Genomic DNA, 22,432 nt, shown 5'->3' with positions numbered 1-22,432 from the left:
GCGCGTCGGTATGGTGCTGGGTGGCTGGCGGTTGGCAACGCTGGCTTGCAGTGTCGGATTACGCTACGCCTCGGCGGCCCCGCTAATCCGACCTGCGCGACCTACGCGACCAATCCGGGCAACTCACCCTGACGTAGGTCGGATTAGCGCATAGCGCGTAATCCGACGCAACGTTAGCACACAAATTAATCGATACCCTGGCTCTTCAGGTAGTCTTCATAGTTGCCACGGTAATCGACCACTTCATCTTCCTTGATCTCGATGATGCGGTTGGCCAGCGAGGACACGAATTCGCGGTCATGCGAGACGAAGATCAGGGTGCCCGCGTATTTTTCCAGCGCGATGTTCAGCGATTCGATCGATTCCATGTCCATGTGGTTGGTCGGTTCATCGAGCATCAGCACGTTGTGGCGGCCCAGCATCAGCTTGCCGTACATCATGCGGCCCTTTTCACCACCGGACAGTACCTTGACAGCCTTCTTGACGTCGTCGCCGCCGAACAGCAAGCGACCCAGGATGGAACGCACGGCCTGGTCATCGTCGCCCTCTTTCGTCCACTGGCCGATCCAGTCGGTCAGGTTCGTGTCCTTGGCAAAATCTTCCGTCGGGTCTTGCGGCATGTAGCCGACGTTGGCGTTTTCCGCCCACTTCACGCGGCCCTGATCCGGCTGCAGGCCGGCGATGTCGCCCGCGATGCAACGCAGCATGGTGGTTTTGCCGGCGCCGTTGGCGCCGATGATGGCGATGCGCTCGCCCGCTTCGACCATGATGCTGAAATTCTTGAACAGCTGGCGGTCGAAACCTTTCGAGATATTCTCGACTTCCACGGCCAGGCGGTGCAATTTCTTTTCGCCGTCGAAACGCACGAACGGATAGGCGCGCGACGATGGTTTGATGTCGTCGACCTTGATCTTTTCGATCTGCTTGGCGCGCGATGTGGCCTGGCGGGCCTTGGATTTGTTGGCGGCGAAGCGGCGCACGAATTCCTGCAGCTCGGCAACCTTGTCTTTCGCTTTCGCGTTGTTGGCCAGCTGCTGGTTGCGCGCCTGGGTCGAGGCGAACATGTATTCGTCGTAGTTGCCCGGGTAAATCTTCAGGGTGCCGTAATCCATGTCGGCCACGTGGGTGCAGACCTGGTTCAGGAAGTGGCGATCATGGGAAATGATGATCATGGTGGAATTGCGCTCGTTGAGCACGTCTTCCAGCCAGCGAATCGTGTTGATGTCCAGGTTATTCGTCGGCTCGTCGAGCAGCAGGATGTCCGGGTTCGAGAACAGCGCCTGCGCCAGCAGCACGCGCAGCTTCCAGCCTGGCGAGACATTGCTCATCGGGCCTTGATGCAGCTCAATGGCAACACCGGCGCCCAGCAGCAGTTCGCCCGCGCGCGATTCGGCCGTGTAGCCGTCGTATTCGGACACTTTGCCTTCCAGATCGGCCGCCTGCATGTAGTCGTCGTCGGTCGCTTCCGGGTTCGCGTAGATCGCGTCGCGTTGCTGGATGGCGGCCCACATTTCCGTATGGCCCATCATGACCACGTCGAGCACGCGCATGTCTTCAAACGCGAATTGGTCCTGGCGCAGCTTGCCCAGGCGCTCGTTGGTATCGAGCATGACGTTGCCGCCCGACGGTTCCAGGTCGCCGCCCAGGATCTTCATGAACGTCGACTTGCCGCAGCCGTTCGCGCCGATCAAGCCATAGCGGTTGCCGTCGCCGAACTTGACGGAGATATTCTCAAACAATGGCTTGGCGCCAAACTGCATCGTAATGTTTGCTGTAGATAGCATGTGATATTGGGTCTTTATTCAGTTAAAACAGCTAGTTAAGTACTTTTCTCCCATTATACAGCACCCACCCTATTCCCTCTATAGTGGCCCGGCAAGCGCAGCTGGAGCCAACGCGCAGAAATACAGCACAAAAATAATGACAAGAAAATATGATTGCCGTATTCCCTTTTAGCAGCTACGCTGCGTGGCAATCGTTTTCCACCCTCCACCTCACAGGCTTCACTTGAAAAAAATCACCATCGCGGCCGCTGTGGCCGCCATTGCCATCGCCGCCACCGCCTATGCGTCGCCGTATTACGCCTTGCGCCAGATCAAGGCCGCCTTGGCCGAGCGCGACGCCGACGCGCTGGCCGGGCATGTGGACTTCCCCGCCCTGCGCGCCAGCGTCAAGGCGCAGCTGGAAGCGAGCATGGCCCGCAGCATCGAGGCGACTGCCGGCAGCGGCAACCCGCTGGCCGCCCTGGGCCAGTCGATCGCCAGCGCCATGCTGGGAAAAATGGTCGACACCATGGTCTCGCCCGCCGGCGTGGTGGCACTGGTCAACAAGAGCGCCGTCAGCCCGCAGGCGGGAGCAGAAGGTAATGCGGATGCGCCTGCCGATGGTGCAGCGAAAAAAGCCCGGTATTCCGCAGGCTATGCCGACGTGAACACCTTCGTTGTGCGGGCGCAGGACGGCAATCGCCAGGACGGCGCGCTGGTCCTGCAACGCCACGGCGTGTGGAGCTGGAAGCTGAGTTCGATCGAGATTGCCTCGGCGATGGCTGGCCGCTAGCAACGCGGCAGCGGCAGCCTGCTGGGGCTGCCTTGCCCACCGCCCGCAATCAAAAGGTCATCGGCAACCTGACCGATATGGAAACATCCGGCGTATCGCGCGTCAGACCGGCGCCCACCGACACGTTCAAGCTCCTGTCCTTACCAAGACGATACGAAAAACCCATCAGCAAGGTACCGAGCTGCGTGCGCACGGAACCGGGCACGGTCACGCCATTCTGACGCGTGCGTCCGACGCTGCTGTGATCGTAGCCCAGGCTGAGCGACGCCTTTTCATTCAACGCCAGGCCGATGCCGAAATTCACGCCGAAGATTTTCCCCGGCTCGATGGTGCCCAGCGGTTCGCGCGCGCCATCGAGCACCAGGCGGCTGACGTCGGTGCGCTTGAAGCTGTGCAGGTAGCTGATGCTGCCAAATAACACGGCTGGATCGGAGGGAAACAGCCAGGTCAGGCTGGGCTGCAGGGAATAGAAACCGGAACCGGTGGGCAAGTCCAGCGGCAAGCCCGTACCAGTCGCATTCTCGCCCACGCAACGCTGCGTACAGTCGGTGATGACCTGGAATGGATCGCGTCCGGTGCGCGACTTGAAGCGCAGGCCAGCCACGTAGTATGGTTTGTCGGCGCCGCCATCGTTCAGCTGGTAGCGGGCGGCCAACTCGACATCGCCCAAGGCGCGCCCGCTGGTGTCGAATACCCGCTCCGAGGCCGTGCCAGTAAACAGTTCGCGGCTGACGGTGGCATCCGAGCGATACACATAAGGCACCCTGGCTTCGACTTCCAGACGATTGGTCAAACCCGTACGCACGGCCAGCGCACCGGTCAGGGTATTGCGCTTGACTTCGCGCACATCGATCAGGCCGATCAGCAAGGCGGGAATAATGGTGTAGCCGACCAGCGCCACCCGGTTGCTCGACGAGTAACCGAATTGCATCGACGGTTCCAGCACGTATTTCCCCTTGGGAGTGAGCACGCCAGGCTGCTCGAACAGGGGTGCCACTTCAGGCGGCCGGACGGGACGACTGGGAGCTTGCCCCACCGGCTGGGAAGTCGATGGCGCCGGTGTCTCCGGAGCGGGCGCGCCGTCCTGCAGCTCCGCCAGCGACAGATAAGCACTGCGCAAACCCGTGCCCCGTTGCCTGGCCAAGCGGTTATTGTCGACAGGTTCATTGCCCTGCAGCACATCGATGCGGCGCTGCTGCTCATGCATCGATGCGCGTAGCGCCTCCAGCAGGTGCCGCTGCTCGGCCAGTTGCGCCTTCAAGCTTTCCAGCTGCGCCGCCAGATCGTCCTGCCTGGCGCCGGGCGCTTGCTGGGCCTGAACGGCAGTACACAGCAGCAAAGCCGATACACCCGCCGTACCGAATCGCAATAAGTAAAGATGCCGCATAGTCTCTCCCGATGACAAGCCCTGCCTGTCAGTAGCAGGCCCGGGCATCCCAACAGCAATGGCCCGGCGCTACTGCACCATGCCGCCCAGGAAATCCGGGCGGCTTGCTAACAACTCTATTTGGCACCTGCAACCGTGCCTAGCGCATTTTGCAAGGTGTCCTGGAAGTTCGCCAACTTCAGCAATGCAAGACTATTCACGCTGCTACTAATGATTGTCTGGGTACGCAAGACCTGGTCATTCAAGCTGTTCTGGATCACGGTGGCGGCCATCGTTTGCGCCATCGGGCCTGGCGAAAATACATTGCCAGCGCCATTTTGCAAGACATTCATCGACGCGATAGCCGTACGCGCGAGGCTCGCTTCCTCGACGCTCAGGTGCGTCACGTCGGCAATCGTGAACGCAACGCTCGAGACCACATTGCCATTGATGCTGACCAGGCGCTCTATTCCCAAAGACAGGCTCAAGCCGCCTGGCATGTCGAAGCCGCCCCTTGCCTGCTCCAGCGTTTCCTCGCTGACCGCCGTCCATCCCACTTCCGGCAGGACGGCACCCGCATTTTGCGTGGCAACGAGCAGACACGCCAGGCTGGCGGCGGCCAACCGCGCTCTCTTGTACATATATCCTCCAGCGTGGCGTTTGCCCGCCATTAGAAATTTCCACCGTCATTCTTCGGCATGGTGAGCTGATCGAGGCCGCTGCGGCTGATCGCCAGTCCCAGTGGCGCTTGCGGCGCCGCGCGCCAATCATCGGCATCATTGAAGCGGGCCGCCTGCATTGCCATGTCAGCCACAGGGCCCGGTGCGGACGGCGTCGCACGTCCATGGATAACAAACAGCAAGCGACCCTGCCAGATCGCCTCGAAACCGGCGCGCGGCATGGCCCGCGTGCCGCCGGCAGGATCGCCGATCAACACGCGACTATGGCTCAGCCCCTTGACCACGACAAAATGCCGATAGCCTTTTTCGGCCACCAGCACGATGGCGGGAAAACCCGCCTCAGCCAACTTATCCAACGGCAACTGAAACCCGTCGGCCAGAAAGCCACGGGCGGCAAGAAAATGCTTGATATCGAGCAAGGAGAATCCCTCCTTGCGTATCTTTTGCTGATCACCTTGCTGGTACATTTGCTCAAAAACAAACGCTTCCGTCACAGGGTCGGCGTAATGATGGGTCAGCAAGGTGGCCACCGCGGCGGAGCCACAACTGAAGTCGTATTGCTGATGCAAAGTGCGCTGGAAACGCGCCTCGCGCATGCTGACCAGCGGCACATCAAAGCGCGCGCTGCCGAAGGCTCCGATATCGGCTGCGCCAGCGCCTGGCGATGCCAGGCCGCCAAGCAAAGGCAGGCACAGCATGAGCGGCGTGAATGCGCTAGGCGTGGCCATGCTTAGCGCAACTGCAAATTGATGATGGTGGCGTTCTGGATCAGCACATTGGCGCCCGAATTCTGAATGACGATAGGGATGCCGGAAGCGTTGGCAAACGCGGCACCATCGATCGTGTTGGCCCCCGTACTGACGTAGCTGGCCGAGTTGCCAGTGACAAAGCCACTCAGGCGCGCTTCATTGGTAATCGTGTCGGTGCCGCCACGCGCCTGATCCAGCGCGGATTCTCCAGCGGCCCGGCCAAGCCCCCCGGCGAAGGTCCCATTCGCCGTCAGCGGTATCGGCACGGTCAGCGACCTGGGCGGAGCAGCAACAATCGGCAGACTCAACTCTGGCCCGGCAAGCAAGGGCAGCGCCATTGCTTCCTGTGCAGCCATGGCACCTGTGGCAACACAGGCCAGACTGGCACAGCATATCGAATGAAAAAAAAGGCGCATGCTCATCCCCTTATTCATGTCCTGTGATGCTCCGCCGCAGCATTGCCACGGCGGAGCCTGACACCTAGCAAGCGCTAGCCTACTGTCCCACTGCCAGATTGGCCTGCACCGTGACACTTTGCTGTATCAGCGAAGAAATGCCGCTGTTCTGGCTGATAACCAGCAAGCCTGCCGCCGACTGCGCGGTACCGCTCATGGTGTTGGACATGTCGAACGTGCCGGCATTGACGGCCAGCGCACCGCCGGCACCGCCAGCGCCGCCAGCGCCGGCACCGCCAGTTGCCGCGCCGCCCGTGTTGGTGCCACCGCTACCGGCGGCGCCGCCGGTATTGCTGCCGCCGCCGGCACCGCCAGCGCCGCCAGCACCGGCAATGGCACTGCCGTTCGAAGGCGAGCCGTTTGTCGCGCTACCATTGCTCGAACTGCCGCCAGCCGCACCGGCGCCCCCGGTGTTTTGTGCCATCCCGCTGCTGCCGCCACTGCCGCCAGTCGCACCAGCGGCGCCGCTGCCGCCGGTGCTGGTGCCACCCGCACCGGCGCCACCAGCACCACCGCTACCGCCAGTTGCAGCAGCCCCGGCGCCAGCCGTACTCGTCAATGCAGCGCCAGCACCACCGGCACCGGAGCCACTCGCCCCGCCTGCGGCACCTGCACCCGCCGTATTGGTGCCACCGGCGCCACCGGCGCCGCCCGTCGCGGTACCACCGGTCGAGGTGGACGAGCCGCCCCCCCCATTCCTGGCCATGCTGCCGGCACTACCTCTGCCGCCCGCCCCGCCAGCGGCGCTGCGGCTGTTGCCACCGTCGCCACCAGCACCGCCGATGGATTGGCCGGCATCACCGCCATTGCCGCCTGCCGTGCGGCCAGTATCGCCGCCAGCGCCGCCCGTGGCACTGCCTGCCAAGCCACCCCTGCCGCCGTTGCCGCCAGACACATCGCCACCGGCCGCGCCACGGCCACCTGCGCCGCCTGCTCCGCCAGCACCGCCATCGCCGCTATTGGCATTCTTGGCCAGGCCGCCCGCACCACCTGCCCCGGCCGTGCTGTCCCCCACCATCGCTGCGCCATTGGTGGCGCTGCCATTCCTGGCGCTTCCCCCGCTCGCACCCGATGCGCCAGCGCCGCCGGTGGCAGCACCACCCGCGCCGCCCCTGCCGTTGGCATCGCCACTCTGTGCTCTGCCGCCGACGCCCCCCATGCCTGTGCCACCACTGGTACTACCATTATTGGTGGCGACATTGCCGATGTTACTGACCGTGTTGCCCGACACCGCACCACTCAGGGTGCTCGCCGCAGTTGCCGTCGAGGTATTGAAGGCATTTGCCGCGCTACTGGTGCTGGTGCCGCCATTGTTTGCCGCGGATGCGCCCAGCGCACTGGCATTCGCGTTGCCGCTGCTATTGTTTTGTCCTGTGCTCTTGTCGTTATTCTGGTCCGAGTTATTGTCTTGCGTAGCGGTGGAGTTCGCGTTCGCCCCGGGCCCGGAGCCGGACAGTGTCGTGGTGTTGCTCGCCGTCTGGGTATTGTTACCCGTGACGTCATCGACCCTGGTCGAGCCATTGTTCTGGGCATGGGCGCTGAAGCCGAAGGCCAGCGCTACCGCTGCCGCGATGAGAGTTTTTTTCATTGCAGTTTCCTCTTTAAAAGTTGATCAGGATGCTGGCACCAGACTGACTCGTCGGGTACACAGCTTCACAGCAAATTTGGTGCCAGCGATAAAGAACTCGGCCAAGCCATTGAATTACAAAGCCTTATTCAATGACCTTGGGTTTGCGTGGCATTCCCTTCGGAAACTTGGCAAACAAAACACGGGAAACTGTCACAACAATGCGCCACCCGTTTTTCAGCCACGGCTTGCAAAAGTAGCGATATCGACGCAGAATCAAGCACTTGCAAGACGCCATGCCCGTCCTGCGACTGTCTCAATTCTGTTACAGCGTTACAGCTGCGACTATCCGCATGCAGGGCAAAGGACTTCCCCCGGGACACCAGGTTCAACATTCAATATTGAGCTTTTTGATCATCCGGTACAGCGTCATGCGCGACACGCCCAGGTTGCGTGCGGCCTTGCTGACATTGCTGCCGGCACTGGTCAGGCAGGCCTGCACGGCGTCACGGTCCGCGCGCCAGCGAATACTGCCGAGTTCAACATCGGCGCCTGGCGCGTCCGCAATGGACAAGCCCAGGTCCTGCGGCAGTATCGCCCTGCCTTCCGCCATCACCATGGCACGCCGCACCCGGTTGATCAATTCGCGCACATTGCCAGGCCAGCTATGGTTGCAGATCGCCTCGACGGCGGCGTTGCTGAAGCCGCGCACCAGCGGCGCCCGCTCCGATACATAGGTAGCAAAAAAATGGTTTGCCAGCAACATCAAGTCTTCCTTCCTGTCGCGCAAAGGAGGGACATCGAGCGCCAGCACGTTGAGACGGTAATACAAATCCTCGCGAAATCTCCCCTGCTGCACTGCCTCCAGCAAATTGACATGCGAGGCAGCAACGACGCGCGCGTCAACGGCAGTGCTGTGCGTAGCGCCGACACGGTAAATTGTTTTTTCCTGCAGAAAGCGCAGCAAATTGGTTTGCAAGGAGAGCGGCAAGTCGCCTATCTCGTCGAGAAGTACCGTGCCTCCGGCCGCCGATTCGATCAAGCCCCGCTTGTCGCTGGTGGCCCCCGTGAAAGCGCCCCGTTGATGGCCGAACAGCTCGGATTGCGCCAGACCAGCTGGAATCGCGCCACAATTGATGGGCACGAAGGGACCTGCCGCGCGTGCGGAATGGGCGTGTATGGCTCGCGCCGTCAGTTCCTTGCCACTGCCCGATTCGCCCCAGATCAGCACCGGCGCGTTGGCACCGGCGACCTTGAGGATCTGGCGCCGCAAGCGGCAAATGGCGACGCCACTGCCCATTAGCGACATATCAGGCTGCTCCAGCGCACACAGTGGCGCGTCCGGCATCTCGCGCAAAGTGGCGTAGCCATAAGCATGGCCCAGGGTATGCCGCAGGCGCAGCATGTCGACAGGCAAGGTGTGATAATCATAGCAATGGTCGCGTACCAGGCGCCGGCATGCAGCAGTCTGCAAAGCGCGTGATGGAAAGATGCCCACCCATTGCATATCCCAATGCTGATGCAAGAAACTGTCGATTTCGCCCAGCCCGTCGAGCGGGGAAATCAGTACGCCAACCGGAAACGTCTGCGTGCGCAGCGCACGTGCCGCAGCCGCCAAGCCTGTCACGGTGCAGACTTGCCAGCCATCCCAGGCCACACCAAACTGCTGCATGCCTGCCTCATGCCGCAAACCATTGCCACTCAAATCGATACACAATAACTGTCGTTTCAACATCCAGCCTCCCAATGGACTGTAATCAAAAGATCATATTGCGCCGCTGCGTCCCGCAAGAAGAAGCGCGCTGCGGGGCAGTGAATGAAGCCTTAACAATCAATGACTTAAATAAGGACTGGCAAAGAAACACCGGCGATGGAACAGCTCTCTGGCAGGGTAGCGAGATTTGTGTATATGTGTGACAATCTTCTTGATGTATATCACTGTGGTACAAAAAAATACTTTTCTTTTATAGCGAGTTTGTATTTTCTGCCACACTACGTTTTCCATCGCCATGAAAGGTGCGGGCCAGCCGTTCGACATCTTTTTCTTCACGGAAGACGCAACGCCAGAGATCCCATGCTGACAAAACATGTTTTTACGCTGGCCATCACCGCCTGCCTCGCCAACACGGCCCTGGCGACTGGCCCGATTCATGCAGAACAAGCCGAGCGCAGCCACTCCGTCGCCTCGCGCATGCAGGCGGAAATGTCGAAGGCCACCGATCCCGACACCCCCGCGCTGCTGCCCGTGCCCAGCGACATTTCGCTGGCCGAGCTGGAGCGCCGCTGGGCGCTGGGACAGGCGCAAGCGGCCGAAAAGCACTTTAGCAGCGCGCTCGACCCGGCCGCGCTGACGGCCCTGGCGCAGCAGATGGAGTGCGACGATATCGTCGGCGTGCAAGCGTATGGCTTCCCGCTGGATCGGGCGCATCCTACCGTCCTGAACGGCGCGCACCTGCTGGCGCGCTGCCCGGACAGGGCCTATCTGACGATCACGGCGATGTCGATGGCGGGCAAGACGGGCAAGCGCGTCACGATTTCGCCGCAGTCATTCAACCAGACCGTGGATGGCAGGCCGGCGCGGCGGCTGTATTACAAGGCGCCCAACGGCCGCCAGAAGGAAACGCTGACCATCGTCGACGGCGACTATGTGTATGCGCTTGAATACTGGTCGCTCGATGACAGCCAGCAGAGCGGCATGGTCGGCATGCGCCGCATGGAAACATTGACGTTACCATAACAACAGGGGAAGTTATCTGGCAGGGACGAGCCCGGAGCAAAGCCTTGTCGGCTGTAAACGGCAGTGGCCGGCGGCAAACATGCCGCCGGCCACGTTCAGACACCGCTGCTTACATGCCCAGGGACTTGAGCAAGTCGGCGTTGTCGTCGTCTTCCGGCTCCGCTGCCGGCGCGGGAGCAGCATCGCGTTCGCGGTTCGCGTATTCCGTATCCATCAGCGAGTCGGCATCGACTTCGCGCGAATCGAAATCGTGCAACTTGATGAACTCGGTACGGTCGATCGCCAGTTCCAGATAGAAAATATTGTTCTTTTCCGTGTAGAAGGTGACGCGGCGCATTTCCGGGCGGTCCAGCGGCGTGTCGACGCTGAGCATCACCTGCTTGTTCAGCACCAGCATCTTCGGCTGGCTCTGGGTGATATTCGTTTGCAGTTCGCGCCGCACCTTGCCCGTGAAGTCGCCCACGATCTGGTTCATCAGCTCGCCCATGATGTTCGACACTTCGTCCGACGTGTAGAAATTGGCCAGTTCCGACTTCGGCATGCCCATGTGCAACATGTAGCGCTCGTAGATTTCCATCGCCGTATCGGCAGCGAAATTGAGCACCACCAGGCCCGTGAAGCCACCATCAAACATCACGAAGCAACCAATGTCCGGCTTCAGGCCGGTCTTCGTGATGCGCTGCACCATGCCTGAATAATTGACTCTACTTTGCGTTGCAACGTTGAGCACCCGAACCACCGAGTTGCACAAACTCATCAACAAATCTTCTGTACCGTACACAACATCCTTTTCTGCATCCATGAGCAACCTCTCCTACTATTTTAAAGATGACAGCACTGTTTCCCTGCCCGTCGCGAGCCGAAACACGATAGTTTCGCTCAGCAAGCGGACGACTTCACCTTTGCATGCCTGACCTTGCCTGGCCGTGCAAGCCGCGTTGCCGCTGACACGAACCGCCCTCTTACTTTTTCTGTATAGAAATAAGTACCAGATGCGCAGAATACCCAGATGTAACATTTCCGTCCAGCCATACCTGCATTTACTTGACGATCTGTGCGGAAATGCCATACGTCGCCGTCTGCGGTGCCACAGTGCCGGAGGCTAAGCACCCATGGTCAAGGCCAGGGGCCGCCGCGCGGCAGGCCGTGGTGCGCCGGCCGTCGTGGCCGGCGGCGCATCCTTCAGGCGAAACACTTGCACGGTGTGCGACAGCTGCGCCGCCTGCTCCTGCATGGCATTGGCCGCGGCCGCCGCTTCCTCGACCAGGGCCGCATTTTGCTGCGTCACCTGATCCATCTGGCTGATGGCTTCATTCACCTGCTCGATGCCGAGGCGCTGTTCTTCGCTAGCATCCGTGATGTCGCCGATGATGGCGCTCAGGCGCTGCACACTGTCGACCACCTCCTGCATGGTGGCGCCGGCCTGGTCGACCAGCTTGCTGCCCGCGCCCACCTTGTCGACGGAATCATCGATCAAGCCCTTGATTTCCCTGGCTGCGCTGGCCGAACGCTGGGCCAGGTTGCGCACTTCCGTGGCCACCACGGCAAAACCGCGTCCCTGTTCGCCCGCGCGGGCAGCTTCCACGGCGGCATTCAGGGCCAGGATATTGGTCTGGAAGGCGATGCCGTCGATCACGCCGATGATGTCGGCAATCTTGCGCGAGGAATCATTGATCGAACCCATGGTCTGCACCACTTCGGACACCACCGCTCCGCCCTTGACGGCCACGGCGGACGCCGCCGATGCCAGCGAGCGCGCCGCCAGCGCATTGTCCGCGTTCTGCTGGACGGCCGCCGTCAGCTCTTCCATCGACGACGCCGTCTCTTCCAGCGAACTGGCCTGCTGTTCCGTGCGCGACGACAAGTCCATATTGCCCGCCGCAATCTGGTTCGACGCCGTGGCGATCGTCTCCGTACCGCCGCGCACCTCGCCCACGATGCGCACCAGCGCGGCATTCATGTCGCGCAGGGCGGTCATCAATTCCCCCGTTTCATCCTGCGAACGCACGACGATGTCGCTGCTCAGGTCGCCCTTCGCCACGCGCTGGGCCAGCGCCACGGCTTCTGCCAGCGGCACGGTGATATTCCGCGTCAGCAAGATGGCCAGGACCGCCGCCAGCACGACGGCGGCAGCGCCCCCGCCCAGCAGCACCGCGTTGGTGCGCCATTTCAGCGCAGCCGCCTCGTCGGCACGCTGCGTCAGCAGCATACTTTCCGCCTTGCCTATGTCCGCCAGCAAGATGCGCATCGCATCCATGGCCGCCTTGCCCTTGCCAGTCTGCTCGGCCGCGACGACCGCATCGAGGCTGCCATCGGCCGCCGCCGCGCGGCGCAGGGCGATGACGGGGTCGATGGCGCTCGCTTGCCATTGCCGCTGGGTATGTTCCAGCGCCGCCAGGCGCTCCTGCTGCGCCGGATTATCCGCCGTCAGGGCGCGGATCTTCTGCAAGTGTTCACCAAAACTGCGCTGGCCCAAGGCCATCGGCTCGAGCGAGCCATCCTTGCCCGTCAGGGCAAAGCCGCGCTGGCCCGTCTCGATATTGATCAGGCTTTCCAGCAGGCCACTTGCTTCTCCCAGCACCTCGTAGGTATGCACGTTCAAACCATTGGCGACGCCGAGCCGCGACAAATTCGTCTGTGCGGAGGCGACCAGGATTGCCAGCACGGCGACGACGGCGCCGAAAGCCATGTACAGGCGGGTGCCGATCTTTAAGTTGGACAATGCCATAGTGATTCTCCATTCAGGTGGCGCGAGATGAAAATGCTGTCCAGGACAAACATCGGGACATCATCATAGCGATAAAAATGGAAACATTTGTTGCTTTTAGTCTACAATTTATATCTTTTCGTCTATTTGTTGCCCTATGGATCGTCTGTCTGCCCTGTTGATGCGCCTGGACTTTTCTGCCGACACCTTCTTCGAGGGAGCGTTTTGCGGCCGCAGCCACTTCCCGGCCCAGCCCGGAATTGGCCACTTGCACCTCGTGCGGCAGGGACCGGCAGCCTTCACGCATGACGACGGCACGCGGCTGCAAGTCGAGCAGCCCGCGCTGATTTTCTACCCGCGCCCGCTGGCGCATGGACTGGACACGAGCGCTGGCACGGCGCGGCTGTTGTGCGCCACCGTCCGCCTGGCCGGCGACGACGCCGTGATCGACAGCCTGCCGTCCTGCCTGCACGTCCCGCTGGCGCAGGCGCCGGCCATGGATGGCGTGCTCGGGCTGCTGTTCGACGAAGCGCAGTATGGCGGCATGGGGCAGAAACTGGTGCTCAACCGCCTGTGTGACGTGCTAATCGTCCAGCTGCTGCGCCATGCGCTGGCCGGCAAGCTGATTTCGGCGGCGCGCCTGTTCGGCCTGTCCGAGCCCGCGCTCGCCAAGGCCCTGGCGGCCATGCACGACCATCCCGGGCGCCCCTGGGCGGTGGCGTCGCTGGCGACCCTGTGCGGCATGTCGCGCAGCCGCTTCGCGCGCCAGTTCCACGCGGTCATCGGTTGCCCGCCGGCCGAATACCTGACGGGCCAACGCATGCTGCGCGCCCAGGCGCTGCTCCGGCAAGGCCGGCTGGTGCAGGATGTCGCGCTGGAAGTGGGCTATGGCAGCCAGCCGGCCTTCACCCGTGCCTTCCGCGCCTGCACCAGACTGTCACCGCGCGACTGGCTGGCACAGGCAGGCCCGGCCGGCCCCGTTGGTGGGCGGCTGGCACAAGGCGACAGCTAAGTAACCCCCAATAAATTATTGTGATTTCTGACTTCCATAACCGGCGCTCTGCGCCGTTGCTCACTGCTAGCAGTGCTCGCACTGCGTCGCAGCGAGCGCCTTGCATAGCATCCGGTTCTGTTCGGCATAAATTCACACTGATTTCCCGAGGATTACTTAGAAGTCGAGCGCACGCAAGACCACGCCGCTGACCAGCAGATCGCGGCTCAGGTAAGCGAAGGCGCGCTGGCCGATGCGCAGCCGGTGGGCGTCGAAGATGGCCAGCAAGTCGCCGCCCTGACTCTGGTCCAGGCTGCGCAATGCCGTCACGGTAACGCGGCAAGACTTTTCCACCCCGAAAACGGTCAGGTGGAAACGGATGGCGTCGCCTGCCGGCTCGAGCGCAATGCTGTCGCGCAGGATGTCATAGGGCATGGCCGCCCCGCCCTCTCATGCGCCCAGCGTGGCGACAGCAGCGGCATGCCGGGGCAAGTCGATGATGAAGACGCAGCCATGGCCAGGCACGCTTTCCACGCTCAAGGTGCCCGCATTCGCTTCCACGCTGCGCCGGGCAATCGACAGGCCCGAGCCCTGGCCCGTCTTGTTGGCACCCCCTTGCGTAAAGGGCAAAAACAAGTCATCTGCAGCCTGCGGCGACAGGCCGGCGCCGTTGTCTTCCACTTCGATCATGATCCGCTCGCCGTTCGCATACGCGCGCAGCACCACCGTGCCATTCGGCGCGCCAAACTTGAAGGCATTCTGCAGCAGGTTCCCCACGGCACAGAGCAGCAAATCCTGGTCCGCATCGAGCTGCAGCAAGGGAGCGACCTCTTCCACGATCAAGGTGCAATGCAGCAAGTCCGCTTCCAGTTTGGCCGAATAACTGAGTTCACTGATGAAGCTGTTCAGGAAGAAAACCGAACGCTGCAAGGTCAGGCCCGCCTCCACCCGCACTTCCGCCAGTGAGCGGTCGATCAGGGTCCGCAAACCCACGAGGCTGCGGTCGAGCACGGCGCCAGTCGCACCTGCCACGCCCATGCCGCCTTGTTTGAGCGCGGCGACGGCCAGGCCGGCCGTGCCCAGGTGATTGCGCAATTCGTGGGCAAAGTAGCCGATGCGCTGGCTCAATGCCAGTGCCTGCTCATTTGCAATGAGCACGTCACGCCGCTGGGTAAATTCGGAAACGGCTTCGGCAATGCCGTTGTCGAGGCAACGGTTCAGCGTCCTGAATTCCTCGACGGCGAATTCCTCACCCCGCTCCAGCGCCAGGTCGCTGACGGCCTGGCACAGGTCGCCATAATCGTGTACCACCTGGCTGACGGAATACCCTAGCGCCAGCAACTGCCCGCCGTGCGTGGTGGCGCTGTCGGCCAGTTCCGATGCCGCCTGCGCATTGCCATCGGCGGGACCGGAAATGGCCAGGCTCTTCGCCATCTGCCCCCCCTCCTCCGCCGTCAGGGTGCGGATCAACTGATCCAGGAAGATGGGTATGCCATGTTGCAACTGTTGATCGGTCGGCAAACGCAACGGCCTCTTGGCGACTTTATCTCGGCAACGGCGCTCCAGCTCGGCGCGATTTTCGGCTAGGAATATATGCATCATGGCGTTTCCAGCAATCTCAATGATTAAGAATAAGCAAGCCTAGCGTGGTGCGCTGTCAAGTACCGTCTGCTACCGAACATAGCTGCGTGCACGCCCGTCTGGCGCCGTGCAGCGCACGCGCCAGCCATCTCCCTGTGCTATTGTCGTCAGATACATAACCAAGCAGGTGCCACGCATGCAAAACATCGTTACCAGCGTTTCGTTCCGCTACATCGATCCGCGCCATAAGGAACCGGGCCCGAGCAGGGAATTCATCAACCAGAACATTCTGCTACCGCCGGGCGCCCATTTGCCGCGCATAGGCGAAGCCATCGAACTGATGCACTGGGACTTGAACCGCGACATGAAGTCCGGCGTGTATTCGGTCCTGTTTGTCCACACGCGCATCGCCTTGTTCGATGGCAACGACAAGCCTTCCGGCTGGCATACCACGATCACCGTAGGACCGCAGTCCGATGACATCGATGTGCGCTTCCTCACGGCCCCTTCCTGACCACTGTACGGCCCTTGTTGCGGCCAGGCCCGAACACCTAAAATAGTGCTTTATATCAAACATGACCGTGACGGCAGCCGGTGGCACTGTCACGCGCACGACAGGGAAAGACGACGATACTGATGAGCACACTTGTAGAAATGGCAACACAAGAAATGACGGCGGCCATCCACGCCTGGTTCGATGAGCGCCTGCAGCGCACGGACCTGGAGCAAGCCGTCAAGCGCACGACCTTGCAAGCAGGCATCTTTAATGACTTCATGCTCGATTACAAACCGGGCCGCACCACCGCCGACGATCTCGACCTGGGTTTCGATGACGGCGAAGAGCGCCCCAGGACGCCGGCGCGCCTGGACGATGCGCAAGTGCGCGACTTGATTGCGCCGCAACTGACGGCGCTGGTGCAAGCCCGCCTGGCGCCGCTGGTGGACACGCCGATGATCGACTACCGCTTCACCTTTCGCGGCAAGTTCCAGACGGCGCAGGGCAAGCTGCACCTGACGTTGCTGGAATACGTCAACGACGCCAAGCGCCAGGCCTTGCTGGAAAACATCCACGCGTACATCGGGCAGCAGCTCACGCAGGGCAGCGATCCGACGCAGCAGCTGGAAACGTTCTTCCTGGCACGCCACCTGCTCGACAAACAGCTGTTCCCGCAACCCGACGTGGCCTGGATCATCGCGCAATATGATCGCATCCAGGCCCTGAACAAGGCGCGCCCGGACGCGCTGGCCGAGCACCGCCACGACATTATCCGCGCCATCACGCAATGGGCGGAAAATATCTTTCTGCCGCAATACTATGACCGCGCGCAATCCGCCTACCGCGCCACGGAATATGCCTTGAAAGCGGGCGCCTTGCCCGATGCGCAGGCGCTGCAACCGATCGACCTGCTGCTGTATGGCGCCGTGATGATCTTGCGCCACGAACCGAGCTACGCCAAGTCGAAAGGCCTCAAATTCCTGGAAATCGCGCGCGAACTGGGCAGCGAACGGGCCGTGCGCATGCTGGCAGAAGGCAGCGGCAGCTTCCCCGATGCCGACATCCACCTGAAAAATGCGCTGCTGGAATGCCGCGCCAACGATGTGTTTGCCACCATCAGCATCAGCATCGTCCGGGAAGAGGAAGGTGCGTATGCGCAGGCGCTGGCATTCATCACGCATTTGCTGAACAACGGTTTTCCGAAAAGCTACCAGATCAAGCTCAAATCGAAGGTCAAGCAATATCTGCCAATCAAGGGACTGGCGAAATCCGACACGCACCGCTTCTTTGCCAACGCCCTCGCCTGGCCCGCCCTGCAACCGCAGCTGGAAGCATATGCGCGCGCCGCCATCGAGCAATTCGAATTCTATGCCGACACGGAAGGGGAAAAGAATTGCATGCCCGGCAGCTATGCCACGTTCGGCCTCGGATTGCTCGATGCACGCTACTTCACCCTGGTGCAGCACTACATGGAGAACGTCGACGAGGAACACCAGTGCGTGCAGGACCAGTTCACGGCCGCCTTCGCCGAACAACATGGCGTCACGCCCGACTCCGCTCCCGTGCTGGCGGCGTGCCTGCGCGCGTGCACGGATAACGCAAAAGTCAGGATCCAGGCGGAACTGGATGAGGTGGAGAAACTGGAACTGTTCTGCCAGCAACTGCAAGGGCTGGAAGGCTATCTGGTCGAGCACATGCTGTATCCGGTCTGGGGCAAGCTGGAAAAGCTGGCGGCCCTGGCGCGCAAGGCGCAGGGTCGGCGCAAGGAGCTGCTGCTGGCCTTGCTTGAAAGGGCCAGCAAGGCGGATGCCTAAAGTGCGCAACGTTATGACTTTCACCATCTATAATGCGCGCGCCAGAATTGCCACTAGGCATCTTTTGGCGCCTGACATCGAATCGTGGAGAAATTACATGCATCAAACCCAAGAAACATCGCGCACTGCCCTGCTGGCAGCATGCTTTGCGGCGGCCGTGGCGCTGGCCCAACCCGCCATCGCCGCCGAAACAGCCGTGGAGCTGGCGCCGCTGGCCGTCGCCGACCTGTACATCAAGACCATCATCAACCAGGATGAAGCCAGCGTCGCCAAGCTTAACGCCTATCTGCGCCCCACCCGCCTGGCGGGCCACCAGAGCGCGGAATATGCGTCGTACAGCGCCCTGAAGGAAGCGGACGCCAAGTTCCCGACGGAAACAGGCAAGCTGATCGCCGACCTGTTCCCGGCCGCCATGCGCGCGGCCGTGACGCCGGCCGCCGAACTGCTGGCCGCGAATGTCATCGCCGCCAAGAATGGCGCCGCATGCCAGGCCACCAAGGCGGACCCGGTGACGGTGGAAAACGGCATGCAGACGGCCGCCGTCAGCTTCGAATGCCAGCTCGTCAAGGTGCCAGTGGCGTGGGCCAGTGCCGCCCAGCAACTGGCAAAGAGCGGTTGCAAGGTCGAGCAATGCACGGCTGGTCTGCAAAGGATCGCCGCGACCTACACCAGCGCACCGAAGCAGACCTGGCGCGCCGTGTTTGCCGTCAGCCGCGAAAAGGATTCGGAAGCCTGGCGCAATGATTTCGCGCGCGAAACCTTCGATGAAATCTGGGAATACCTGTAATCCTTTACTCATCTATAAACTGCCGGTGGATAAACCCAAACTGACGCCAGTCGCCCAGCCAGCAGGCCTGGCCTTGCTGCGCCTGCTCGACCCCGACCATCTGGAAGGCGCGCTGGTCCAGCAAGCGCTGGCGCAAGACTTGCCTGCCCTGCACGGCAGGCAATTGCTGGCGCTGCTGCGCCGGCTGCGCGCCGCCCAATCCAACCAGCAGCACTATGCGGGCGCCAGCGTCGAACAGGCCGAACAGCTGTTTGGCGCCGCCATCGCCGCCGTCAAGGCGGAGCTGGCCACGCGCCCGCACCTGCCCAACAAGCAGGAAGCGAAGGCCTTGCGCCAGGCGGCGGCCAAAAAACGCTGAACGGGGCTGCGGTGCGCGGGCGGGCCCGGCCCTCCTTCTATAATCGGTGACGATACATTGTTTCCCGCACTCAAAGGACTCCCCATGCCCACACGCTTTTCCCGCCATGTAGCCGGCTGCGCCGTACTTGCTTTCTCCGCTCTGGCCACCATGCAGGCGGCCCATGCCCAATCCCAGCCGGCAGGCCCCGTCGATGCGCGGGCCGTGTGGCAGGAACGCTCATTGTCGGCCTGCCGCAGCGAAGAGTCGTCCACCGCACCCGACGTCTGCCTTCTGCGCACCATGCAGCGCTCCGGCGCGCGCCCGCAAGCCATCGCCGCCGCCAGGATGCTGGTCAAGGCGAACAAGGCGGGCTTCATCTCCGCCTGGCGCCCGCTGGGCAATGTAGCCCTGGCCACCGTCACCTATCCTTTCCGCGCCAACACGAATGAAGGCAGCTTGCTGATCGGCAGCGATGGCGCGGCCATCGACGTCGACGAGGACGCCTTGCGCGAGGAAGACCGCGCCACACCGGCCTGGCAAGCGTTTGCCGCCGCCCACCCGGACGCCGTGCCGTTTGCGCCCGCCGACTTTGTTGGCAGTACGTCAACGGAAAACGGCGGCCAGCACCTGCTGTTTTCCACTCCCCTGAAGAGCTGCCATGCCTGCGCCGGCGATGGCGCGCTGCTGGTCGCCTATACGGTGGACAAGACGGGCGTCGTGCTCGAACGGGAACTCTTGACGATCAAGTAATACTGCATCAAAGATAAAATAGATAAGATAGAATTGCTTGATGGCATGTCTATACAAGTACATTCCATCGATCCACTACTTATCACGAGAAAACATGCGCCGCTCTTGCCTTGCACTGCACTTCACCGCCGCCCTGCTGCTGTCCAACCCCTTCCAGTTTGCCCATGCCGAACCGACCGCTACCGCCAGCGCGGCCACGCCGCTGGTCATCGGCGAAAGCTTTGTCATCGATTCGCAGGCGCTGCAGGAAAAGCGCCACATCAATGTGTACATGGCGCGCGCCTGGGATACGCCGCCCGATGCGCCCTTGCCCGTGCTGTACATGCCGGACGGCGGCGTGGCGGAAGATTTCCTGCACGTGGCCGGCTTGCTGCAAGTGTCGGTAGCGAATGGCACGATGCGCCCCTTCATGCTGGTCGGCATGCAAAACACGCAGCGCCGGCGCGATCTGACGGGACCGACGGACAATGCCGAAGACCGCAAGATCGCCCCCGTGGTGGGCGGCGCGTCCGCTTACCGGGCGTTCATCCGCGATGAACTGATGCCGGAAGTCAAACGGCGCTACCGCACGATGGGCGAGACGGCCATCGTCGGCGAATCGCTGGCGGGCCTGTTCGTGGTGGAAACATACCTGCTGGAACCGCAGCTGTTCGACCATTACCTGGCATTCGACCCCAGCCTGTGGTGGAGCCATGGCGCCCTGCCGCGCCAGGCGGCAGCCCTGCTGGCGAAAGGCGCGCCAGGCAAGCACAGCCTGTATCTGGCATCCAGCAGCGAAGCGGGCATCGCCGTCGAAGTGCAGCGCCTGTCCGAGGTGCTGGAAAAACAGGCGCCGCCCGGCTTGCAATGGCATCTGGAAAAGATGCCGGAAGAAAGCCATGGCACGATCTATCACCCGGCCGCCTTGAAGGCGTTCCGCGCCTTGTTCAAGCCGCAGTTGCCGGTCAGCCAATAAAACATGGACAAACTGTAATCTGGTGCGGGATGTGCCCACAGCATCGGGCGGGTAAAATCGGCGGCCCATCTTCCCCCGCCTGTGTCCAGAGTCCCATGAGCTTTTTGCAATTATTGATCCTTTCCATCGTCCAGGGCTTCGCCGAACTACTGCCCGTGTCCAGCTCCGCCCACGTCATCATGGCGGAAAAATGGATGGGCCTGGATCCCACCTCGCCGGAACTGACCATGCTGCTGGTGATGCTGCACACCGGCACCATGTTCGCCGTCATCGTGTATTTCTGGGCATCCTGGCGCGCCACGTATTTCAGTTCGAGCGCCGCCTTGCGCAGCAATGTGCTGCTGCTCGTGGCCGCCACAGCGCTGACGGGCATCGTCGGCTTCGGCTTACTGAAGGGAATTACGCACATCATGAGCAAGGATGCGCCCGGCTTTGAAATCGAGCACCTGTTCGGCAACGCCAAACTGATGGCCGCCGCGCTGGCCGCCGCTGGCGTACTGATCATCGTGTCGTCGCGCCAGCAAGCACGCCAGCATGGCACCTTGTCCATCGGCAAGGCGATGGTGATCGGTGCAGTCCAAGGCCTGTGCCTGCCCTTCCGGGGCTTTTCCCGCTCGGGCGCCACCATATCCGCCGGTATCGCCATGGGCGTGCCGCAGCGCCGGGCGGAAGAATTCAGCTTTGCCCTGGCCGTGGTGCTGACGCCCGCCGTGCTGGCAAAGGAAGGCTGGCGCTTTTACCAGGCTATGGCAAATGGCAGCCTGGACCATCTGGAACACGGCAACAGCCTGCTGCACCTGCTGGGACCCAGCCTGCTGGGCATGCTGCTATCCTTCCTGGCAGGCTTGCTGGCCCTGCGCTGGCTGTCGCGCTGGCTGGAACAGGGGCGCTGGCATTTCTTTGGCGCGTATTGCCTGGCCGCTTCCATCGTCGTGCTGTACGTAGGGTAGAATCGCCGGGTTTCTAGTTTATACACACATCCCAGCCAGGTTTTACAGAAAGCCAACGATGAACTTCGCCGCCACCGCCGCCCTCTCCCTTGCCATGTCCACCGATGCCTTCGCGGCCGCCGTGGGCAAAGGCGCCGCCCTGCACAAGCCGCAATGGCGCGAGGCGCTGCGCACGGGCCTGATTTTCGGCGTCATCGAAGCCATCACGCCCATTATCGGCTGGGCCCTGGGCAGCGTGGCAGCGCCCTACGTGGAAGCATGGGATCACTGGATCGCCTTCAGCCTGCTGGGCATCATCGGCCTGTTGATGATACGCAATGCCCTGTCTGACGCCGACGAGGCAGAAGCGCCGGCGCAATCGCACTCGTTCTGGGTGCTGGCCGTCACCGGGCTGGCCACCAGCATCGACGCCATGGTGGTGGGCGCGGGCCTGGCATTGCTGGGTGCCGACATCGTCGTCACGGCTGCCGCCATCGGCTTTTCCACCTTCGTCATGGTCACCCTGGGCGTGATGCTGGGCCGCGTACTGGGCACGGTGGCGGGCCAGCGAGCCGAACTGGTGGGCGGCCTAGTGCTGATCATCATCGGCTGCGTGATCCTGTACGAGCATATCGGCCATCCGGCCTGAAACCGGGCAAGGCCTGCGCACGCCACGGCATGCAGCGTGGAGCACTATCCACTTTGTGCTACATTCCGTACTCTGCATTCCTGTCTTGCAAGGTAACCATCATGGAAACTCTTGAGCTACTCTTTGCCTCGCTGGTGCGCGAAACGGCCGAGTCGATACGCGACCACCACGTCCCTTTTGCCATCAAACACGACGAGCGCGCCTATTTCGAGTGGATGGACGGGCATCCGGTCAATGGTTATATCCAGGAAGCGTATCGGGAGATCGAGGAAACGGCCCAGCAAATCCGCGCCATTCGCGCGGGGTGAGGACGCTTGCAGCAA

At 62.0% G+C, this 22,432-nt stretch carries 23 protein-coding genes; 12 read left to right on the top strand and 11 right to left on the bottom strand.

The features are described from left to right. Positions 1-185: 185 nt before the first annotated feature. Positions 186-1,784 (bottom strand): ABC-F family ATPase, encoded by a 1,599-nt coding sequence (locus ACQ4WL_RS11220; protein ID WP_436509805.1) that lies wholly within the window; start codon positions 1,782-1,784, stop codon positions 186-188. A 223-nt stretch (positions 1,785-2,007) separates the two neighbouring features. Here ACQ4WL_RS11220 and ACQ4WL_RS11215 point away from each other — a divergent pair, with 223 nt between their 5' ends. Then, complete coding sequence (locus ACQ4WL_RS11215) at positions 2,008-2,556, top strand: DUF2939 domain-containing protein (protein WP_436509804.1); 549 nt, start codon at positions 2,008-2,010, stop codon at positions 2,554-2,556. A gap of 49 nt (positions 2,557-2,605) precedes the next feature. Here ACQ4WL_RS11215 and ACQ4WL_RS11210 read toward each other — a convergent pair whose 3' ends face one another. From ACQ4WL_RS11210 to ACQ4WL_RS11185, 6 genes are all read right to left on the bottom strand, one after another. Continuing rightward, entirely contained in the window at positions 2,606-3,943 is a 1,338-nt protein-coding gene (locus ACQ4WL_RS11210; protein WP_436509803.1) for an acetate kinase, read from the bottom strand. Positions 3,944-4,059: 116 nt separating this feature from the next. After that, on the bottom strand, positions 4,060-4,563 hold the full coding sequence (locus tag ACQ4WL_RS11205) for a hypothetical protein (protein ID WP_436509802.1): 504 nt from the start codon (positions 4,561-4,563) through the stop codon (positions 4,060-4,062). A 29-nt stretch (positions 4,564-4,592) separates the two neighbouring features. Next, positions 4,593-5,330 (bottom strand): C39 family peptidase, encoded by a 738-nt coding sequence (locus tag ACQ4WL_RS11200; RefSeq protein ID WP_436509801.1) that lies wholly within the window; start codon positions 5,328-5,330, stop codon positions 4,593-4,595. 2 nt (positions 5,331-5,332) lie between these two features. Next, on the bottom strand, positions 5,333-5,773 hold the full coding sequence (locus ACQ4WL_RS11195; RefSeq protein WP_436509800.1) for a hypothetical protein: 441 nt from the start codon (positions 5,771-5,773) through the stop codon (positions 5,333-5,335). Positions 5,774-5,846: 73 nt separating this feature from the next. Continuing rightward, positions 5,847-7,394 (bottom strand): hypothetical protein, encoded by a 1,548-nt coding sequence (locus ACQ4WL_RS11190; RefSeq protein WP_436509799.1) that lies wholly within the window; start codon positions 7,392-7,394, stop codon positions 5,847-5,849. Between the two features lie 367 nt (positions 7,395-7,761). Beyond that, positions 7,762-9,045 (bottom strand): sigma-54 interaction domain-containing protein, encoded by a 1,284-nt coding sequence (locus ACQ4WL_RS11185; protein WP_436509798.1) that lies wholly within the window; start codon positions 9,043-9,045, stop codon positions 7,762-7,764. A gap of 402 nt (positions 9,046-9,447) precedes the next feature. Here ACQ4WL_RS11185 and ACQ4WL_RS11180 point away from each other — a divergent pair, with 402 nt between their 5' ends. After that, positions 9,448-10,110, top strand: a complete 663-nt coding sequence (locus ACQ4WL_RS11180; protein WP_436509797.1) for a hypothetical protein — start codon at positions 9,448-9,450, stop codon at positions 10,108-10,110. Positions 10,111-10,219: 109 nt separating this feature from the next. Here ACQ4WL_RS11180 and ACQ4WL_RS11175 read toward each other — a convergent pair whose 3' ends face one another. Next, on the bottom strand, positions 10,220-10,912 hold the full coding sequence (locus ACQ4WL_RS11175; RefSeq protein WP_436509796.1) for a DUF3334 family protein: 693 nt from the start codon (positions 10,910-10,912) through the stop codon (positions 10,220-10,222). 300 nt (positions 10,913-11,212) lie between these two features. Then, a complete protein-coding gene (locus tag ACQ4WL_RS11170) occupies positions 11,213-12,838 on the bottom strand; it encodes a methyl-accepting chemotaxis protein (RefSeq protein WP_436509795.1) in 1,626 nt (541 codons plus the stop codon). 136 nt (positions 12,839-12,974) lie between these two features. Between ACQ4WL_RS11170 and ACQ4WL_RS11165 the strand changes: the two genes are divergently transcribed. Further along, on the top strand, positions 12,975-13,829 hold the full coding sequence (locus ACQ4WL_RS11165) for an AraC family transcriptional regulator (protein ID WP_436509794.1): 855 nt from the start codon (positions 12,975-12,977) through the stop codon (positions 13,827-13,829). Between the two features lie 156 nt (positions 13,830-13,985). On the opposite strand, the gene ACQ4WL_RS11160 is transcribed toward ACQ4WL_RS11165, so the two are convergent. Both ACQ4WL_RS11160 and ACQ4WL_RS11155 read right to left on the bottom strand, forming a co-directional pair. Further along, entirely contained in the window at positions 13,986-14,243 is a 258-nt protein-coding gene (locus tag ACQ4WL_RS11160; protein ID WP_436509793.1) for a DUF1488 family protein, read from the bottom strand. A 15-nt stretch (positions 14,244-14,258) separates the two neighbouring features. Beyond that, on the bottom strand, positions 14,259-15,410 hold the full coding sequence (locus ACQ4WL_RS11155; protein ID WP_436509792.1) for a sensor histidine kinase: 1,152 nt from the start codon (positions 15,408-15,410) through the stop codon (positions 14,259-14,261). 175 nt (positions 15,411-15,585) lie between these two features. Here ACQ4WL_RS11155 and ACQ4WL_RS11150 point away from each other — a divergent pair, with 175 nt between their 5' ends. The 9 genes from ACQ4WL_RS11150 to ACQ4WL_RS11110 all read left to right on the top strand — a co-directional run bounded on the left by ACQ4WL_RS11150 (position 15,586) and on the right by ACQ4WL_RS11110 (position 22,417). Beyond that, on the top strand, positions 15,586-15,903 hold the full coding sequence (locus tag ACQ4WL_RS11150; protein ID WP_436509791.1) for a hypothetical protein: 318 nt from the start codon (positions 15,586-15,588) through the stop codon (positions 15,901-15,903). A 122-nt stretch (positions 15,904-16,025) separates the two neighbouring features. Next, positions 16,026-17,699 carry a DUF6138 family protein gene (locus ACQ4WL_RS11145; RefSeq protein ID WP_436509790.1) on the top strand — a complete coding sequence of 558 codons (1,674 nt, stop codon included), beginning with the start codon at positions 16,026-16,028 and terminating at the stop codon, positions 17,697-17,699. A gap of 97 nt (positions 17,700-17,796) precedes the next feature. Beyond that, positions 17,797-18,486 carry a hypothetical protein gene (locus ACQ4WL_RS11140; RefSeq protein ID WP_436509789.1) on the top strand — a complete coding sequence of 230 codons (690 nt, stop codon included), beginning with the start codon at positions 17,797-17,799 and terminating at the stop codon, positions 18,484-18,486. A gap of 25 nt (positions 18,487-18,511) precedes the next feature. Further along, positions 18,512-18,844, top strand: a complete 333-nt coding sequence (locus ACQ4WL_RS11135; RefSeq protein ID WP_436509788.1) for a hypothetical protein — start codon at positions 18,512-18,514, stop codon at positions 18,842-18,844. Between the two features lie 84 nt (positions 18,845-18,928). Next, the gene (locus ACQ4WL_RS11130) at positions 18,929-19,576 is read left to right on the top strand and encodes a hypothetical protein (RefSeq protein ID WP_436509787.1); all 648 of its coding nucleotides are present in this window, start codon (positions 18,929-18,931) and stop codon (positions 19,574-19,576) included. A gap of 94 nt (positions 19,577-19,670) precedes the next feature. Continuing rightward, positions 19,671-20,531 carry an alpha/beta hydrolase gene (locus ACQ4WL_RS11125; protein WP_436509786.1) on the top strand — a complete coding sequence of 287 codons (861 nt, stop codon included), beginning with the start codon at positions 19,671-19,673 and terminating at the stop codon, positions 20,529-20,531. A gap of 95 nt (positions 20,532-20,626) precedes the next feature. Then, positions 20,627-21,481, top strand: a complete 855-nt coding sequence (locus ACQ4WL_RS11120; protein WP_436509785.1) for an undecaprenyl-diphosphate phosphatase — start codon at positions 20,627-20,629, stop codon at positions 21,479-21,481. 58 nt (positions 21,482-21,539) lie between these two features. After that, positions 21,540-22,109, top strand: a complete 570-nt coding sequence (locus ACQ4WL_RS11115; protein ID WP_436509784.1) for a manganese efflux pump MntP — start codon at positions 21,540-21,542, stop codon at positions 22,107-22,109. Between the two features lie 101 nt (positions 22,110-22,210). After that, positions 22,211-22,417, top strand: a complete 207-nt coding sequence (locus ACQ4WL_RS11110; RefSeq protein ID WP_436509783.1) for a hypothetical protein — start codon at positions 22,211-22,213, stop codon at positions 22,415-22,417. The last annotated feature ends 15 nt before the right edge of the window (positions 22,418-22,432 follow it).

This window comes from Janthinobacterium kochi (assembly GCF_051380715.1).
Classification (GTDB): domain Bacteria; phylum Pseudomonadota; class Gammaproteobacteria; order Burkholderiales; family Burkholderiaceae_D; genus Janthinobacterium.
The sequence above is the reverse complement of the archived record's forward strand: the minus strand, read 5'-3'. Positions and strand labels throughout refer to the sequence as shown.

Coding starts and splice junctions, on each gene's coding strand:
- ACQ4WL_RS11190 (WP_436509799.1), bottom strand. CDS start 7,394: ATGAAAAAAACTCTCATCGCGGCAGCGGTAGCGCTGGCCTTCGGCTTC.
- ACQ4WL_RS11150 (WP_436509791.1), top strand. CDS start 15,586: ATGCAAAACATCGTTACCAGCGTTTCGTTCCGCTACATCGATCCGCGC.
- ACQ4WL_RS11110 (WP_436509783.1), top strand. CDS start 22,211: ATGGAAACTCTTGAGCTACTCTTTGCCTCGCTGGTGCGCGAAACGGCC.
- ACQ4WL_RS11115 (WP_436509784.1), top strand. CDS start 21,540: ATGAACTTCGCCGCCACCGCCGCCCTCTCCCTTGCCATGTCCACCGAT.
- ACQ4WL_RS11200 (WP_436509801.1), bottom strand. CDS start 5,330: ATGGCCACGCCTAGCGCATTCACGCCGCTCATGCTGTGCCTGCCTTTG.
- ACQ4WL_RS11120 (WP_436509785.1), top strand. CDS start 20,627: ATGAGCTTTTTGCAATTATTGATCCTTTCCATCGTCCAGGGCTTCGCC.
- ACQ4WL_RS11185 (WP_436509798.1), bottom strand. CDS start 9,045: ATGCAGCAGTTTGGTGTGGCCTGGGATGGCTGGCAAGTCTGCACCGTG.
- ACQ4WL_RS11165 (WP_436509794.1), top strand. CDS start 12,975: ATGGATCGTCTGTCTGCCCTGTTGATGCGCCTGGACTTTTCTGCCGAC.
- ACQ4WL_RS11170 (WP_436509795.1), bottom strand. CDS start 12,838: ATGGCATTGTCCAACTTAAAGATCGGCACCCGCCTGTACATGGCTTTC.
- ACQ4WL_RS11180 (WP_436509797.1), top strand. CDS start 9,448: ATGCTGACAAAACATGTTTTTACGCTGGCCATCACCGCCTGCCTCGCC.
- ACQ4WL_RS11205 (WP_436509802.1), bottom strand. CDS start 4,563: ATGTACAAGAGAGCGCGGTTGGCCGCCGCCAGCCTGGCGTGTCTGCTC.
- ACQ4WL_RS11195 (WP_436509800.1), bottom strand. CDS start 5,773: ATGAGCATGCGCCTTTTTTTTCATTCGATATGCTGTGCCAGTCTGGCC.
- ACQ4WL_RS11140 (WP_436509789.1), top strand. CDS start 17,797: ATGCATCAAACCCAAGAAACATCGCGCACTGCCCTGCTGGCAGCATGC.
- ACQ4WL_RS11145 (WP_436509790.1), top strand. CDS start 16,026: ATGAGCACACTTGTAGAAATGGCAACACAAGAAATGACGGCGGCCATC.
- ACQ4WL_RS11125 (WP_436509786.1), top strand. CDS start 19,671: ATGCGCCGCTCTTGCCTTGCACTGCACTTCACCGCCGCCCTGCTGCTG.
- ACQ4WL_RS11130 (WP_436509787.1), top strand. CDS start 18,929: ATGCCCACACGCTTTTCCCGCCATGTAGCCGGCTGCGCCGTACTTGCT.
- ACQ4WL_RS11210 (WP_436509803.1), bottom strand. CDS start 3,943: ATGCGGCATCTTTACTTATTGCGATTCGGTACGGCGGGTGTATCGGCT.
- ACQ4WL_RS11160 (WP_436509793.1), bottom strand. CDS start 14,243: ATGCCCTATGACATCCTGCGCGACAGCATTGCGCTCGAGCCGGCAGGC.
- ACQ4WL_RS11220 (WP_436509805.1), bottom strand. CDS start 1,784: ATGCTATCTACAGCAAACATTACGATGCAGTTTGGCGCCAAGCCATTG.
- ACQ4WL_RS11155 (WP_436509792.1), bottom strand. CDS start 15,410: ATGATGCATATATTCCTAGCCGAAAATCGCGCCGAGCTGGAGCGCCGT.
- ACQ4WL_RS11175 (WP_436509796.1), bottom strand. CDS start 10,912: ATGGATGCAGAAAAGGATGTTGTGTACGGTACAGAAGATTTGTTGATG.